This window comes from Parabacteroides sp. MSK.9.14 (genome assembly GCF_019041495.1).
In the GTDB taxonomy this organism is placed as follows: domain Bacteria; phylum Bacteroidota; class Bacteroidia; order Bacteroidales; family Tannerellaceae; genus Parabacteroides; species Parabacteroides merdae.
Genome location: NZ_JAHPXO010000020.1, coordinates 82572 through 98558, shown reverse-complemented (window position 1 = coordinate 98558; position 15987 = coordinate 82572). Strand labels below are relative to the sequence as shown.

Genomic DNA, 15987 nt, shown 5'->3' with positions numbered 1-15987 from the left:
TATTCCTACTACGTCTCTTGTACTACTTGTTGATATGTAATGCTTTCAAAGAACTCTTTTCGCTTTCTCTTAGCGAACGTGGGTGCAAAGATAATAACTTTTATTTTTAACTTCCAAATTTTATCGAAACTTTTTTCAAAAGTTTTTTGTTTCATCATTTAAACACCTGCGTTCTCTCTCGAATGCGGATGCAAAAGTAGTGCTTTACAACATATCCACCAAACATTTCTGCAACTTTTTTTTCACCCGGTTGCTATCTCTTTACGCTAACTACTGAACCTCTGAACGTTACAACTGCAACTTTTTTTATCTCTCACTTTACAACAGTTTATGGATATACGGAATGATTTTATAGATCCTTATAATGTACATGGAAAGACGGTATACTGATAAAACATCTATACTTTTGGATTTCTCAAATCGTAGTAATGAATTTGGAAACTCATTACTATAATGTATCTTTGTCACCATATCAATTATTCACCTAAAAACTTAATTCTAGAATGGAATCAGTAATGAAAAGAACGACAGCCACCGGCTTTTTGTCTACTTGTGCCATATCGTTGGCCCTATTTTCTTCGTGTACCAGTGTTGAACCCAATACACTTACACCCGAAGAAATCGCAGACGGCTGGCAACTCCTCTTCGACGGCAAAACATTAAACGGCTGGAAAGATTACAACGGAACAACCCTGACACAACCCTGGCATGTGGTTGACGGATGCATCCAAGCAAAAGGAGACGGTAGCGACGCGAGTGGTTATATCGTAACCGACAAGCAGTATGAGAACTTCGAATTGTCTTGGGACTGGAAATTGTCCAAAGGAGGCAACAGCGGTATGCTATACCATGTAGTCGAACGTCCCCAATTCGCCGTTCCATACGTCACGGGACCGGAATATCAGTTAATAGACGAACCTAACTTCCCCGAACCACTGGAAGAATGGCAGAAGTTGGGTGTCGACTACGCCATGCACCTCCCCGACAAGGCAAAAATGAAAGTAAACCCGCAAGGAGAGTGGAACAATTCAAAGATCGTATTCGACAACGGACATGTAGAACATTGGTTGAACGGAGTCAAAATCCTAGAATTCGAAGCCTGGACTGACGATTGGTATGCAAAGAAGAACAGCGGTAAATGGGCAAACGCCCCAGAATACGGCTTGGCCAAGAAAGGTGTCCTTTGCCTGCAAGACCACGGATACCCTGCTTCTTTCCGTAACATCAAGATCAAAGAACTCCCCCGCAAGACAAAAGAAGTGACGCTATTTAACGGTACAGACCTGAAGGGATGGGAAGCCTATGGCACGGAAAAGTGGTATGTAGAAGATGGTTTGCTGATCTGTGAAAGCGGTCCGGACAAGAAATACGGCTATCTGGCTACACGCGATTACTATGACGACTTCGACCTGACGGTTGAATTCAAACAGGAAGCAGACGGAAACTCCGGCGTATTCATCCGTTCCTTTATCGAAGAGGATGTTAAAGTGAACGGTTGGCAGGTTGAAGTAGCTCCCAAAGGCCATGACACTGGCGGCATCTATGAATCATACGGACGCGGCTGGTTGATCCAAATCCCGGATGAAAAAGAAAATATCCTGAAAGAGGGTGACTGGAATACCATGCGTATCAAAGTACAGGGAGACAATGTCCAAACTTGGTTGAACGGTCAAGAGATGGTCAACATCAACGATGAAAAGATCGGAGCCGGACAGGGACGCATTGCTCTGCAAATCCATGATGGAGGCGGTATCAAGGTTCTCTGGAGAAACCTGAAAGTAAAAACATTATAAACTCTTGTCCCATAAAAAATGACTCCCGTTCCAAACAATATGAGACGGGAGTCGTTTTTTCATTCCTTGCGACCATGTCTTTTACGAGGAGACTGGGGGCGTTGCTTTTCGAGATATTGTTTATACTGATCCTCCGTCAGTATCTTTTTCATCTCCGCATCCCGATCATCCCGCAAGCTCATCATCTTTTCGCGCATCTTCCGACGATCCAAATCGGCCTGTTTTCTTTCCGCTTTCATCTTATCTCTGAACTCAGCTTCCACTTTACGGAAATCTGCCGCCTGTTTCTCATCCAATTTCAGATCAGCAATCATTTTTTCACAACGTTGTGCCGGATCACCTCCTTTTTTTGCACCTCGTTTGCCATCTTGGGCAAAAACAGAAACCGAACTGATCAAGAGAACCAAACACAATCCTATTACCTTCTTCATAAACTAATTACCTGTTATTAATATTAAACTTATTTGTTTTTGAAGCGCTTCTGGATAATAGACTTGGAGCCGGACGAAAGGTTTAACCCAGATCGATGTTATTTTATTATTTAACAATGATTCCCTATTGAACCGGACCACAGGTAATTCCTTCCGTTTTCCACTTTTGTAGAAAGGAATTCAATTTGTCCAAAAAACGTTGATAGTCCTTGTTGGAAGCATCCGTCCACCCTGTTTCCGCATAAGCGGCCAAGCGGGGATAGACTTTCAGATTCATGCTCTCGACTGTCGGGATAAACTCTCCCCACATTTGGCATCCTAATCCCAATACTTTACTTTTCTGATCATCCGTCAGGCCTTCCGGTACAGGATTGAACGAGTAAGCTTTTTCCATAGGAATCGACTCGTATGAATAATCCAAATAGGTATATTCATGATAAGAATTCACGACATCATATCCCTTTTCTATTGTTTTCCTAATAAGAGCCGTGTCTCCCTTCCAGAAATGGACGATCGTACCGGAAGCCAACTCCTGCTTCACGCCTTCTGTATCGGCATCTGACTGATATTCGTGCAGTTTATCTCCGGTAATTTCATTCCACCCCATCATTCTCTTGCCCTTGGCTGCCAACATATTGGATATTTCATTTGTAAAATAGACCTGAAGTTCGGCCGGAGTCTTCAAATTATGTTTGGTCATGTAAGCACGTATCGCTGGGGAATTTTTCCATTGATCATATTTCACTTCATCACCTCCGATATGGAACACAGAACCGGGGAAGATCGCGATTACCTCATCTGTCACCTCGTCCAAGAATTTCATCACGTCAGGATCAGCCACATTAAAAACTTCATAATGTACACCGAATTTCCCCGGCACTTTTATCTGTTTTCCGCTCGTCCCTAACCAGGGATAAGATGCGATAGCTGCACTGGCATGTCCTGGCATACTCACCTCCGGTATTATCGTTATATGGCGTTTTGCCGCATAATCCACAATTTCTTTTAAATCTTCCTGCGTATAAAAACCGCCATGACGTTTACCGTCATACACGTCACTCCCAAAATGGTTGATTTCGGAAGAATCCCTGAAAGCTCCTATTTCCGTCAACTTCGGATACTTCTTTATTTCGATACGCCATCCTTGATCGTTGGTCAGATGCCAGTGGAAGACATTCATTTTCAGGTCTGCCATTTCATCCAACAGCTGCTTCACCACTTCTTTGCCTTTGAAATAACGACCTTCGTCTAACATAAAGGCACGCCACGAAAAAGCAGGGTAGTCCGTAACGATCGCCTTCTGTACCATCAACTTGCCGTCTTTTTCTTTGATCACCTGCCTCAAAGTCTGAACACCATTCAGGATACCGGCCGGTGAATTGGCTTTTATCATGACCTTCCCGGATATTGCGTCCAAAACATAGCCTTCCTTTTTATCCGGCAAAACAGTCGGGTCCAACTGTAAGGTTATATCCGCCTTCCCGCCACCTTCATTCAATACGGCTCCGACTGAAAAGTCGGAAGACAGATAGGATTGAAGGAGTTGCGCTTCATTCGCCAGCTCCGAAGGATAGGCGACAACGGGCTGGCTCTTCAATTTGACAAACCCGGAAGTGTAGGCGATTTCCGCCGGTTGGGGAATCACGGCATATTCTTCTATCGGGAGTTCCTGACAAGAACAAAGAAATACCAAACAAAGGGAAATAAGAAGACTTGATTTCATAAATGTCCGAATTTAAAGTTAGCTCAATGCGACAACAACATCACACTGAGCTACAAAATTAATCTTTTTATCCGATAGCCGAAATAATTATATCTCAAAAACAACATCTTAGAGCCTGTTTAAACCAAACATTTTACCTCCAAATAAAAACGGTGCAGTCAATAGCACAATATAAACAACTCATTACAAGTAGCTTACAGAGGTTTTCCGTTCATTATGGTTCAATCCTACATCTTAAAATAAATATATTAATATATATATAAGCTCATTTCCTTGCCCCTCTTTAAACCGGCAAAGACACGACAGGAACGAGAAAAATCCCTTCTTTCGCATCCGGAAGTCCGGTCTTTCACCTCCCGAACTCCATGGTTTGACACACCAAAGTCCCTTGTTTCGTACGCAGAAGTCCCTTGTTTCAAGGCTCACCCAGATATTGTACGATCGTCCTCACCTGCAGGGGGAATCAACATCTTCTTTCCTTTCCTCCAACCGTTACCCTGTAGCTCTGTCTTTAGCTCCGGGTTTCCCCCACCCATTTGGACAACCGTTTCCCTGCCGATGCCGGCATCAAATCCAGACCGTAAAAGACCGCCAATTCCTGCCCCCCGTAACTCCTGACTTCGAATTCATTCATCACCATAATCCCCATCATTTTATCGCCCTATAAAGATAAGAAATAATTACTGATATTCAAAACATAATGACATCTATATTCTGCCTTTTCCTACCCGTTTCCGCACCGATCTTCGCCGATACTCCCCAAACCGTATTTCTGCCTGTTGCGAGGCCCTACCTTCGTGTTGTCATCGATAATGAAAACAGATAAATATCCTCGAAAACAAACAGCAAAACAGTGTCGAACAAAATTCAAACAGGCTCTAAATCAACACTGAAAAAAGTCATTCTTCCAGATTCTTTTTCCGGAGCAGTGCTTCCAGAAAATAATAATCAGCATAAACGATCGGAACATCGATCTCCGTTCCTGCCGGTTTATGCCCGGTGCTTGAATGCAACAAAAAACCATGCATCTGATTCAAGGGAACCCTATATGATTCCGTCAGATTTTCCATAATGGTATCAGCCCATTTTTTATATTGTCCACCCTTATCCGAATAAGCCGACAATTCATATAAAGCAGATGCAGTTATCGTAGCAGCCGACACATCCCGGGGAGAGGCTGGGATCTCCGGGTCATTATAGTCCCAATAAGGGATCAGATCCGACGGAAGATTGGGATGATGAAAGATAAAAGAAGCGATTTGTTCAGCCTGATTCAAATATCTCCTGTCTCCAGTCTCCCGAAAACACATCGTATAGCCATATAAACCCCATGCCTGTCCACGCGCCCAAGCAGACTCATGAGCATATCCCTGATGGGTATGTTTGTTTCGGACATTACCTGTTATCGTATCGTAATCAATCACATGATAAGAACTATAATCTTTCCTGAAATGATTCTTCATCGTATTATCGGCATGAGTCACCGCAATTTTGTAGAATGTAGAATCACCCGATGCTTTGGTTGCCCAAAACAGAAATTCAAGGTTCATCATATTATCTATAATAACCGGATATTGCCATTTATCTCCATTATGATCCCAGGAACGAATACAACCGACCACCGGGTTAAAACGAGAGGCCAAAGAGTTTGCCCCCTCCAGCAATACCTGTTTATATTTATCCGATTGCTCCATACGGTATCCGTTGCCATAACTACAATAGAGCATAAAACCCAAATCATGAGTACCCTTATATGATTTTAAAGGCTCCAACAATTCAGTTTGAAACTCCGCCTTTTTTTTCCAAAAATCATCTTTTGTATATTCATACATATACCAAAGTTCACCAGGGAAAAAGCCACTACACCAGTCCCTGGCACGAACCAATCGCAAGGAGCCGTCAGACTGGATATTACGTGGAGATGGTAGTTCTTCCGGCGTCTTACCCAGAGAAATCCGGACATTTTCCGTTTCTGTCAGTGCATAACGCAATTGCTGGTCTGCAAAAGCAAAATCCTGACTGACCAAATCACCCGCTCTTTCTCCTGTACAGGAAAGAGCCATTAAACCTACACAGATAAAAGAAAATGCTTTTTTCATCTTCATAATACCGATTTATATGTAACATTTTTATTTTCTCCCGGTAAAAGGAATACTCTAATACTTTGTTTGGCAGATAATTCCAAATCCGTATCAAATCCGATAATTAAAATACCCGGATTCGGCGAATCATAGCTAAATTCAGATTGGGCAGGTGAAATATGCCAACGAACTTTTTTAGGACCTTCGACCTTTATATACAACTTCTTGCCATCTTTTTCCAATAACATGACATTATCAGCTACAATCTTAGCCGAAGCCGGAGTTACCATCGTCCACGTCATCATCGTAAAACGCTTGGTTGCCTCAATCACATCTTCCACCACCACATACTCTTTATCGACTAAGGAAACAGCCCGTTTTGCACTTTTTACCTGATCCTTATACACCGGGGTCAGATCAGAAATAACATACATATTATTTTCCTGATCCGAATAACCGTCAATCTGAGCTTTGCCCTTTACATCCTGGTATTTATGATTAAATGATAATGTGTTATGGGCAAAATTATTATAACGGTAAACATCCCAACGTTGAGAATTCTGGCGCGAATTCCACAGTTCAACCCCTCTCGTTTCCAATCTGTTGTACTCTTCTCCTCCCATATCCATTCCCCAAAGGACACCATCCGCTTCCAATAAAAAACTACCGACATCCATATGTCCGTGATTGACAGAAGGCGACCCCATTTTCATACCGACATAAACGGCAGACGAATCATTCCAGGAAGAACGCATGAAACAAACCGGATTATCCCCTTGTGCCTTCCATGACAGTCGAGCAGGTATCTGTGGATTCGCCAATGAGGCAGAAGCGCCCCAAATCAACATGGCCGGAGCCAAACGATTCTTTTTGATCCGTTTTTGTCCGTCTTTTTTATATAGTTGCACCTGGTTATATAAGATAGAGGCATCTTTTGTCTTATCATAAAACCAAAACATAGTCGGTGCTAAAAATGCAGTCCCTCCATTGTCTGAATAAGCAAAGTTTTTCAGATTCGGAGTAACGGCATGTAAGATGTACTCGCCTGTCTTTAAGAAACCGGGCAACTCACTTAATCCATAATCCGTTCCAAAGGCCTTTTCTATAGCACTAAGAAACATGGCATTGAATGATGTTCCATAATCCCAATAACCAATACCTTCCGGATAAGCTCCGTCAGGAGCATAATGTCCCATAGGAATCGAGATTTTATCGATAGCCCGGTTTATGACAGTTCGTGACAACTCCGGTTCTTTCTCCCATATAGCCAAAGCACCATAAGTAACACCTGCATGGCAAACCTGGCTCCAATTGTGGACAGCATTGACAAACCAATTGTATCGTTCATCAAAAGAAGGTTTCAGGCCTTTTTCGACAATCGCTTTTTCTATTACCTCCTTTGTCTGTACCGACAATTGAGGATAAAGCCAATCATATCCGATCGCCAAAGCCATCGTCATTTCCCCCACATCCAGGAAATGGGAAGGATTCCAGTCAGAAAAAGAGGCCGCTTTCAACATCTCGCTCTCCGCCCGTTTCAAAAACTCATTCTTCCCAGTCATTCTATAGGCATAACTCAGAATGAAAATGCGGCGTAGATTTTCTCTCGATACACTCAATAAGCGTCTGCCGGTCTTTATCCGTTCATTCAAGGGCAGTTTTACGATTTCTCCCGCTTCGTCCACTAATGACAGATGAATATCTTTCCAAACAGCATCCTTCATTATCACTTTTTTCAACGCTTTTTCTTCCCCCTTCTGTAATAGAATCCGGGGATGACCGGACAAGCGGGCAGAAGCATTCACAAACTCTTTTTGTGCAAATGATGCATTGTGGCAACAAAATAAGGCCACTAACCATACCAAAATACGTGCTTTCATCCTTCTTAAATTTAAGTTACTTATTATATATCACACTCTTTCCTGCATATTCATTTTGAGGCAGCTCTACGGTAATCCGGGTTAAAGCCTGTTTTCCGTCCCATTCGGTTTGTATATTTTCTTGTGCCGTCCCAACGATTCTCTGATTAACAGACAGATGGAGTTTCTTCATGAAACGGGTCGGATCAGAAACGCCCAATGTAAGTATTTCACCGGCATCGTTATATTTCACCATCAACATTCCGGGAGCATCCATCTCCACCACGATCTTGTCATGGATCCGAAGCGTTCCACCTTTATAAAAGACCGCATAAGCCATATTTAATCCGTCATGCCGAACAGCCTGCACATCAGGACAATTCGCCAAAACAACCACTCCTTCCTCTTCTACCTGTTTCTCGATAGACAACGGATCGGCGGAAGGAACGACCATATAGGCATAACCTTCATTATTCGGATAGCTACCGTGATCGACAGAAAGGGTGAACACATCTTGCTGAATAATGTCTGTAGGTGTAGTAGTCTGCCGGTTAGCAATCTTCCAGCTTCCTTCCGTACGCTGATTGGATAATATGACATTCTCTTTATTGAGGAAATAATACCCCACTCTGTCATGCACCACCCATCGTACCCCTTTTTTCATACGAGATCCCCGTTCTTGCGGATGAATGCCGTCGGCATCGCTTACGGTCACCTGCCCGTTCAAGAGACATTGATTGACAGTTGTCAAAACCTGGTTCTTCATCCGGCTGGATATGTCCGTCCCCAAACAAACGTATGTTTTATCGAAGAAGAACCATACTTTCTTGGCCGCTAAACCTGTGTGCGGACTTTTAAAATCGAGACCAACCGCCCCATATGTTCCATCTGTAACCGCCCCGACATAATCAGTCAATCCCCATTTCTGAATTTCATTCTCACCCGGCATCTTATCCAATTGCACAATCGTTGCCCCTGGTATCTTCATCCAATCATAAACTGGTGTCAATCTTTTATATTCATCTCCCCTGACAGAAAGATAATTTGTCCCGTCGCCTCTAAAATGATTCATCAACCCTTCCCCATTATACGGTTCTTCCATATTGGCATTGCGGGTAGAATACATTCTGACAGAAGTATAAAAGTCAGGACGTTGGAACACAAAATGATCCGTTCTCCAAAAGAATTTGGCAAAAGAGCCCGGCCGGCAGGAGGAATCCCCTTTTCTTAAACAGATGATATTATCCAATTCCGCTTGCCTGTAATCAGTCAGGTTTCTCAACTTTTCAGGATCGGAAGGGCTCCACACCCTTTCTTCACCCGGCCGGGTGATGTCCCGGTTCAAGATACCCGGATCCGAAATCCTTCCATAAACCATCTGTTTGCAAATGCCGTCTAAATAATAGTCAATCAATAACCGGACAGCTTGTTCCGAAAAACGGAATTTCGTATCCGCCACATTCGAAGCCCATTCTATAAAAGCACTGGCATAACCGGAACCATAAGAAAGTGTGTTGTTCACCCAATCCGTCCGGTGATGGAAGCTAAAATCATGTTGCATGCCTCTTTCGGTCGAGAATTTTATTTCTCCCTCTATAACTTTCATCAGCATGGCAACCTCTTGGACATCTCTTTTAAAAAGAGCCGCTTTCGCTTGCAAACCTGCGATCTTTATGCGATCACCGCTGGGACGTGCTCCCCAAGCATTGATATTCCCACGTTCCGCTATCTTCAACATCCGTTCCGATTCTTCCGGAGACAAATCCCGGTCGAGTATCAATAACAGGCTCACCATCGTATTAGGCGTACCAATTTGGTTCCACCACCAATTCTCACAAATGAAATCATTTTCCAACCAGAAAGCCAATGCCTGATGAACGGCTTTCCTTACCTGTTTATTTCCTTTGTAAGGAGACCCTTTCTTTTGATAAGCAATGCTTAACGCCAACATATTGCTGAGATGCCGTTCATGCTGGAAAGCCGTACGGGTAGTATCGACATAGTCTATCCCCGGCCAACTTCCATCCGGCTGAAGTGTTTCCAGCAATGTCTTGATCCGGCTGTCAGAAACCAAAGCGCTTAGTAATTGCATGGCAAAACGTTTTCTAAGTTTCTCTATATCGGCATCTTTTTTAGCTACAAACGATTGACCTCCCTGATTATACCCACTTAAAGAGAGTGGCATCAATGTCGGGAAAACCCATGCAAAATGGTGTACCGGATAAATATGAGGGCGGCTATTTTCAACATATTCCCCATATGCAGACTCCCCATATATACCCGCCATAACCTCCAGCAAATTGTCCGGCCAAGTGGCATGCGTCCCAACATTCGGTCCTTCATACCACTTCCATTCAGATGGAGATTTTTGATAGCGAAGCAGATAGTCCAATGCCTTTTTGACCGACTTTCCCTCCTGTTCCCATAAGAACAGATTCTCACCCGTCAAATTATAGGCGACCCAAAAAGAAGCAGTCATAGGAGCCAACGAGAAATAGGTATACCAAATACCATTCTTCTCGCGAACCACTTCTGCCGGCATGTGACCGTCACTTGCGATCTTATCACCCAAATCACCTTTAATCAACTTGATATTACGTTCGATTTCCTCTTTATCATCCAAAAAAGAAGCGGCTAACAAAGAGCCCAGACGTCCCCAATCAGCCCAATTATTCTTCCGTTCACGAATTTCATTTGTCGCTTTCCGATAAACGGACGTCACCCAATCCTTAAAAAGCTGCTTCTCATCGGCGTCCCATACCGACGTATCATCCATTAACTCAGCTGCCATTAAAAATGCCGACCCGGAGTAGCTCATCACCAATGGTCCATCCGGTTCCGAATATTTCTTATTAATGGTAGCCCATGCATTCATAAAATAACACGCTTTTTCTCCATACCTTTTCTTTCCCGACAACCGGTAAGCCAGTGCAGAACAATAAGCGGCAAAAGCATCCTGTTGCAACGCCAACGAATTGGCCCGGTGCTCTTCGGGTTTCACATAGTAACCGGGAACAGCAAAGTCATTTCGTGCATGGTGAGTGACCTGTTGAATGGAATCTGCATAACGGATCAATTGCACATACGCCGTATGATACGGTTCCTGTTTCCGTCCTATCATTTTTTTCACAAAGGCTATTTGTTTTAATGGATGCATGCTATGGTTCGCCCATAGCGATTGGTACATGCCAAACAAACAAAAGGACATCAATATTCCAATAATTACTTTTCTCATAACATTCCTATTATTTCATGGTACTATTTTCAATCACTTCATCTTAAAGACTCTCTCGCCTCCAGTCAAATAGAAAGGTTCTTTCAACATCCCATTCTTCGCTTGTATTTTTATCGGACAATTAGAACGGACAAGAAGTGAGGTTTGATCATATTCCATATAAAAACTACCTCGATTCTCCGACTCAACCTTAAATTCCTTATTTTCTACAAAGGATCCATTTCCCACATACACACTATTTTTTCCTTTCCGCTTTGCAAAAATAGCAAAATCACCACAACATTTCTGATTATTCAATATGACAGGTCCATCTTTCAAAATATTAACTAATGTAAAAGTATCACCTTCTTTTGTCTTTACTTTAATAGCACAACCTTTTTTTCCCAATGAATCCAATTTTATCCGGTCAACAGACTCAATTAAACCAGTGGATAACTTATCCGATATGGGTTCATAAACAACAACAAACGGTTCTTCCACAGCAGGTTTCTCTTTCCGCATCGTAACAACAAGAGAAGGTTTGCTTTGATAAGGAGATGAAGCGGTTTTCGCACTGGGTGCTAAAGCTGTAAAATAAGAAACATCTGAAGATGCCGGCATCCACATCTTCATGTAGCTTGTTCCTGTGTTTAATAGTTTTGCAGAAAATAAAGCGACAACCGTGCTTTCATTGCGTCCGGTTGTCCGTACCGAACGGAAATACCGTAACCCCGGATGATCCTCCCCAACACAAGGATAAGAAAGAACCTCATCTTGTTTCAGTACTTTTCCGTCTTGTGTATAAAGAGCCACACTATCACCTATATTATGGTACAAATAATCATTACTGATCGCATTATCGGAACGATAAAAATCCACATAAAAGCCATGTTTCTCATCGATACGAAGAATCGATAATAAACGGTCTTGATTCGTTTTTGTCGAACCATCATAATATTTTGTCAATGTATACGAAAACTCCTCAGATATAGCCTTTTCACCAACTGAAGGTTCCATCGATACCAATTCAACCTGTCCTATCCTTTTCGTTCCACCTCCACCTCTAAACGGAGTTACCGAAGTAGAGGCACCTGCAGCTACAACCGTGTTATGAGCCGCCCATTGTGTATAATAATTAACATGCATCGGATGTTCATAGGTAGGTCCATTACCCGGATCGATACCTTGAACAGTCCCGGCTCCATATAACTCCATGCTCATACCATTGGAATGATTATGATTATAAGTAGCTCCCTGCACTACACACATTAACCCATTCTGCGGATCTATTCCATTTCGCTGAAGATAACAAGATGCAAAATCCAACTTCTCCGATCTGTTCCAAAGATGATTATCAACACTCTTAGCCTTCGGTAATTCAGGCAAATAACATAACAATCCAGTCAATCCGGATTTTGAACGGTCATATTGTCCTGCCTGTTCCAAAATCATGGCAGCATTCAACAAATCCGGAAGAATCGGTAGCTGATATTTGTCGGCCATCAGAATAGCACTCTCCAAGCACTCCATGCTTTGGCGCGGTCTTCCCGTATCGCCAAAAGCGGAAGCGGTTAAGTCGGGAAACGAATATTTCAACATAACATAAGAAGCGTTCAACAAAATAGGATATTGATTAAAAATCTGATAGCCATTATTTTCAAGCATGAGTGCAGCTTCTATTAACTTCGATACCGGATAATTATGATAACCTCCTGGTTCTTTCCAATGCCCATCCGGTGTAAACCACAACTTGGATGCGGAAGGTAGGCTTAGTTGTCCGCAACCATCCACAACCGTATCCCGGTTCAAATAAAAATCCAAATAAAAATTCCTTTTCTGTGCATCTTTTAATGATAACGCTGCTGCGACCAAAGTCGAACTTTCAGCGGCAAACCAGTTATTCCCTGTATATCCCCTAAACGACAACGCCCAAGCGACCTTTTCAAAAGCTTTGTCATAATTTTCCAAAGGATACTTATATTTTACCAGATAAGGATACAAGAAATCATAAGCCAAAATCAACGGCTTCTCTTTCTCATCTCCCAACGTCTGGATATCTAAAAAGCCGGTACGTCCAGGGCCGTCAATCGGTTCCTGATAGACAACTCCGCTTACCCACTGGTTCAAAATATCGGCAGCAAACTTAGCATATTTTTCTTCTCCTGTCAGCCAATAAATGACAGAAGCCTCATAAGCCAATGCATTGATTCTTCCGTTAATAGTGCCCACATATGCCTGTGGGTCCACACATTCATATTTCTGAGTGTCCGGATTCAGCAAATTCATTGTCATAGACGTATCATTCGGGACAATATCCTCCATTTCAGGAACAACATAAGCCCGGCCTTGCGGTGTGATCGGAGCACGTTTATGTGGTGATACCCGTACAGTCGGAACCGGAGCGTCACCTTCGTAACCAATCAATTGTGTACCTTCTTTATCTGATATAAAACGGGTATAACGTTTTCCGGGAATCCTGTTCATCAAATAGCGGTCCAAAATCCAATCCGGTTCTGCCTGATGCCTTTCCACATAGACAGCCAACCGTTCCTTTGTCTGATTGAAAATATGTTTCGCCCAAGCCTGTTTCTCTATTTTATCTAACACAGCCACTTTATCCTCATCTTTGACAAGAATATGCGGATATTTCTCTGCCCAAACCGATAAGCTGGCAAACAAGACTAAAATTATACTATATATCGTTTTCATCATTTGTCCATTATAATTGTTCCAATTGCAGTTTTTTCTCAGAAGAAAGCCATTCCTGCCGCTTTTCTTTACCGTTCCATCTATAAAGATTATCTTTTATATCTGTTTCTTTCATGCCAAATGCCCGAATGCCATACTCATTATTATACTGAATCTTATTATGCCTAATTTGAATCAAGTTAGAGCCATCATGCAGATATTCACCCATAAAACCACATCCATCATTCCCTTCAACCAGACAATTTTCGATTTTGCCGTTATGACATTCGGCCATCAACAGGCCATGCCAACCATTTCTGGCAATTTCGCAATTTTCGACCTTTAATGACTTACAATGATCAAGAACCAATCCACAACCACGTATGGAAGTATCGAATCGTGAATCCTTTATCATAATATTGGAGGAGTGTTGGATCATCAGGTTATGTTGTAGCCTTGGACCGGGAACGACATGTGCACCATTTTCCGTAAAATCGCAATGGTCGATCTCGATTCCTTCCGCATCCGATATATAAACTCCTGATCTGGAAAAGTTGATCACAGTCAGATTTTTCAATTTAATATTGCTGAAAGCATGTCCTGCTTCTCCTCTCATAGAAATTCCCGCCAAGGCATTACTATAACGCCCGGTTCTGTAGAAACGTCCGGAATTCGGATCATAAGCTTCCTGATGTTCTTTGGAACCATCCACTACAAGATTCTCTATCGTAATATTTTTTGCATCCAAATCACCCAATAAGATAGCTGCCGTCCGGATCGTCGGTTCACAAATCAAGACTGTGCTCCGCCCTTCTCCACAGATATGTATATCAGAAGGAATGGTCAAGGATTGTTTCAATCGATATTCACCGGCACGTAAAAAAAGCGTTTTGCCAGAACCGGCATTCGTATTCAATACTGCTTGAAGATCTTCCCGGCTATTTACTTCGATCACAGAATGCCCCACCGGCTGAGCCTGTTCCAATGTCGCACCTGCATGATAAGCGATCTTACTTTCCTGAATATCAATAAGTTCATAAGGTTTCTGCCGAAACTCTTCACGAAATGCAGTCAGTTTCCATAGGGCATTTGCCGGATTGTTCATGTTAGTACGACTACATAATTCTTTCAGGTAAGGCATGTTGACTCCCTTTGCCGTAAAATGATCGATGCAATGTTCAAATCCTGCACGATATTTAAACCGTTCCCGTTGCGAAGGAACGCCATAAGCATAAACAGAATCACCGCATATAAAACGTGCAGAATACTCCAAACCTAAAGCCAACCTGTTATCCGCAGCACTGAACAGATCCACCCCCTGTGTATAAGCGATACGTGCCGCTCCTGAAAATTCATAAAGTCCCATTTGGACATGTCCCTGATCCCGACGGGTCTCCTGGCACTGGCCGGTAGGATAAATATACTTAATCAGACTGCCATTCGCATTAGCATGCAGATAATGATAGACTGCATTATCGAATAATTCCCTATTATCAGTAAAAACAGCAATGGCCAGCAAGGTATGCATAATAGCTCCATCCCAATTACCGTTTGCAACAGGAAAATAATAACGAATAGTTGGATAGAAAGCCGACATCATCAATCGTGTCATATTTTCCGTATCTATCTTTTTCCACCCAGGATAATTATAGCGCAAAATCTCGGCAGCATTACAAAACTCATAACCAGTCAATGCCACAAGCAATTTGGCGTTATTCTCATCGAAACTGCGTAAAGTATTGGCCCACTTCTCAATAATATCTATCACTATTTCAGCATAACACTCTTCTCTTGAAATATACCATAAGACGGCACAGCTATACGCCATACGTGCCGACTGAGACAAATCCTTTCCTCCTATATCAGGTTGGGAATAGGGTCCACTGATCACATGGGCAAATGGTTTTACTTGAAAATCCAATGGCGTTTTTTCCTTCAACAAATCATAAGCATCCTTCCAAGGTTGTTTTCCCGCCAAAACTTGGTTACGCATATACTCCAAGTCTGCTGAATTCATATCTATTCCGGGATGTACAAACTTTTGGGCAGTTCCGCTACCGGTCACCAGCAAAAGCATAGTCACTATCAATAAAAATCGTATATTATGTCTCATGATATATTGGTTTATATAATAGAATAGACTAAAAAAACAAAATTAAGGGTAATCAGTTGGTAAGTCGAAGAACCTGAATTCAGCA

The 15987-nt window shown here is 42.5% G+C and carries 9 protein-coding genes; 1 reads left to right on the top strand and 8 read right to left on the bottom strand.

What is annotated here, in order from left to right; all coding sequences use genetic code 11:
• Positions 1-503: 503 nt before the first annotated feature.
• Complete coding sequence (locus KTG12_RS12185; protein WP_005634004.1) at positions 504-1793, top strand: DUF1080 domain-containing protein; 1290 nt, start codon at positions 504-506, stop codon at positions 1791-1793.
• 59 nt (positions 1794-1852) lie between these two features.
• On the opposite strand, the gene KTG12_RS12180 is transcribed toward KTG12_RS12185, so the two are convergent.
• The 8 genes from KTG12_RS12180 to KTG12_RS12145 all read right to left on the bottom strand — a co-directional run bounded on the left by KTG12_RS12180 (position 1853) and on the right by KTG12_RS12145 (position 15902).
• Positions 1853-2224: a hypothetical protein gene (locus KTG12_RS12180; protein ID WP_005634005.1), complete on the bottom strand. Its 372-nt coding sequence runs from the start codon at positions 2222-2224 to the stop codon at positions 1853-1855.
• Between the two features lie 124 nt (positions 2225-2348).
• Positions 2349-3947 carry a beta-N-acetylhexosaminidase gene (locus KTG12_RS12175; RefSeq protein ID WP_005634007.1) on the bottom strand — a complete coding sequence of 533 codons (1599 nt, stop codon included), beginning with the start codon at positions 3945-3947 and terminating at the stop codon, positions 2349-2351.
• A 511-nt stretch (positions 3948-4458) separates the two neighbouring features.
• Positions 4459-4599: a DUF4248 domain-containing protein gene (locus KTG12_RS21755; protein WP_227226024.1), complete on the bottom strand. Its 141-nt coding sequence runs from the start codon at positions 4597-4599 to the stop codon at positions 4459-4461.
• A 247-nt stretch (positions 4600-4846) separates the two neighbouring features.
• Positions 4847-6052, bottom strand: coding sequence for a glycoside hydrolase family 88 protein (locus tag KTG12_RS12165; protein ID WP_046451650.1), 1206 nt, complete (start codon positions 6050-6052; stop codon positions 4847-4849).
• The gene (locus tag KTG12_RS12160; RefSeq protein ID WP_022321738.1) at positions 6049-7908 is read right to left on the bottom strand and encodes a heparinase II/III family protein; all 1860 of its coding nucleotides are present in this window, start codon (positions 7906-7908) and stop codon (positions 6049-6051) included. The genes KTG12_RS12165 and KTG12_RS12160 overlap by 4 nt, the downstream gene beginning before the upstream one ends.
• Before the next feature lie 16 nt (positions 7909-7924).
• The gene (locus KTG12_RS12155; RefSeq protein ID WP_229055491.1) at positions 7925-11008 is read right to left on the bottom strand and encodes a polysaccharide lyase family 8 super-sandwich domain-containing protein; all 3084 of its coding nucleotides are present in this window, start codon (positions 11006-11008) and stop codon (positions 7925-7927) included.
• A gap of 147 nt (positions 11009-11155) precedes the next feature.
• Positions 11156-13813: a heparinase II/III family protein gene (locus KTG12_RS12150; RefSeq protein WP_022321736.1), complete on the bottom strand. Its 2658-nt coding sequence runs from the start codon at positions 13811-13813 to the stop codon at positions 11156-11158.
• Positions 13814-13820: 7 nt separating this feature from the next.
• Positions 13821-15902 carry a right-handed parallel beta-helix repeat-containing protein gene (locus tag KTG12_RS12145; RefSeq protein WP_046451647.1) on the bottom strand — a complete coding sequence of 694 codons (2082 nt, stop codon included), beginning with the start codon at positions 15900-15902 and terminating at the stop codon, positions 13821-13823.
• Between the last annotated feature and the right edge of the window lie 85 nt (positions 15903-15987).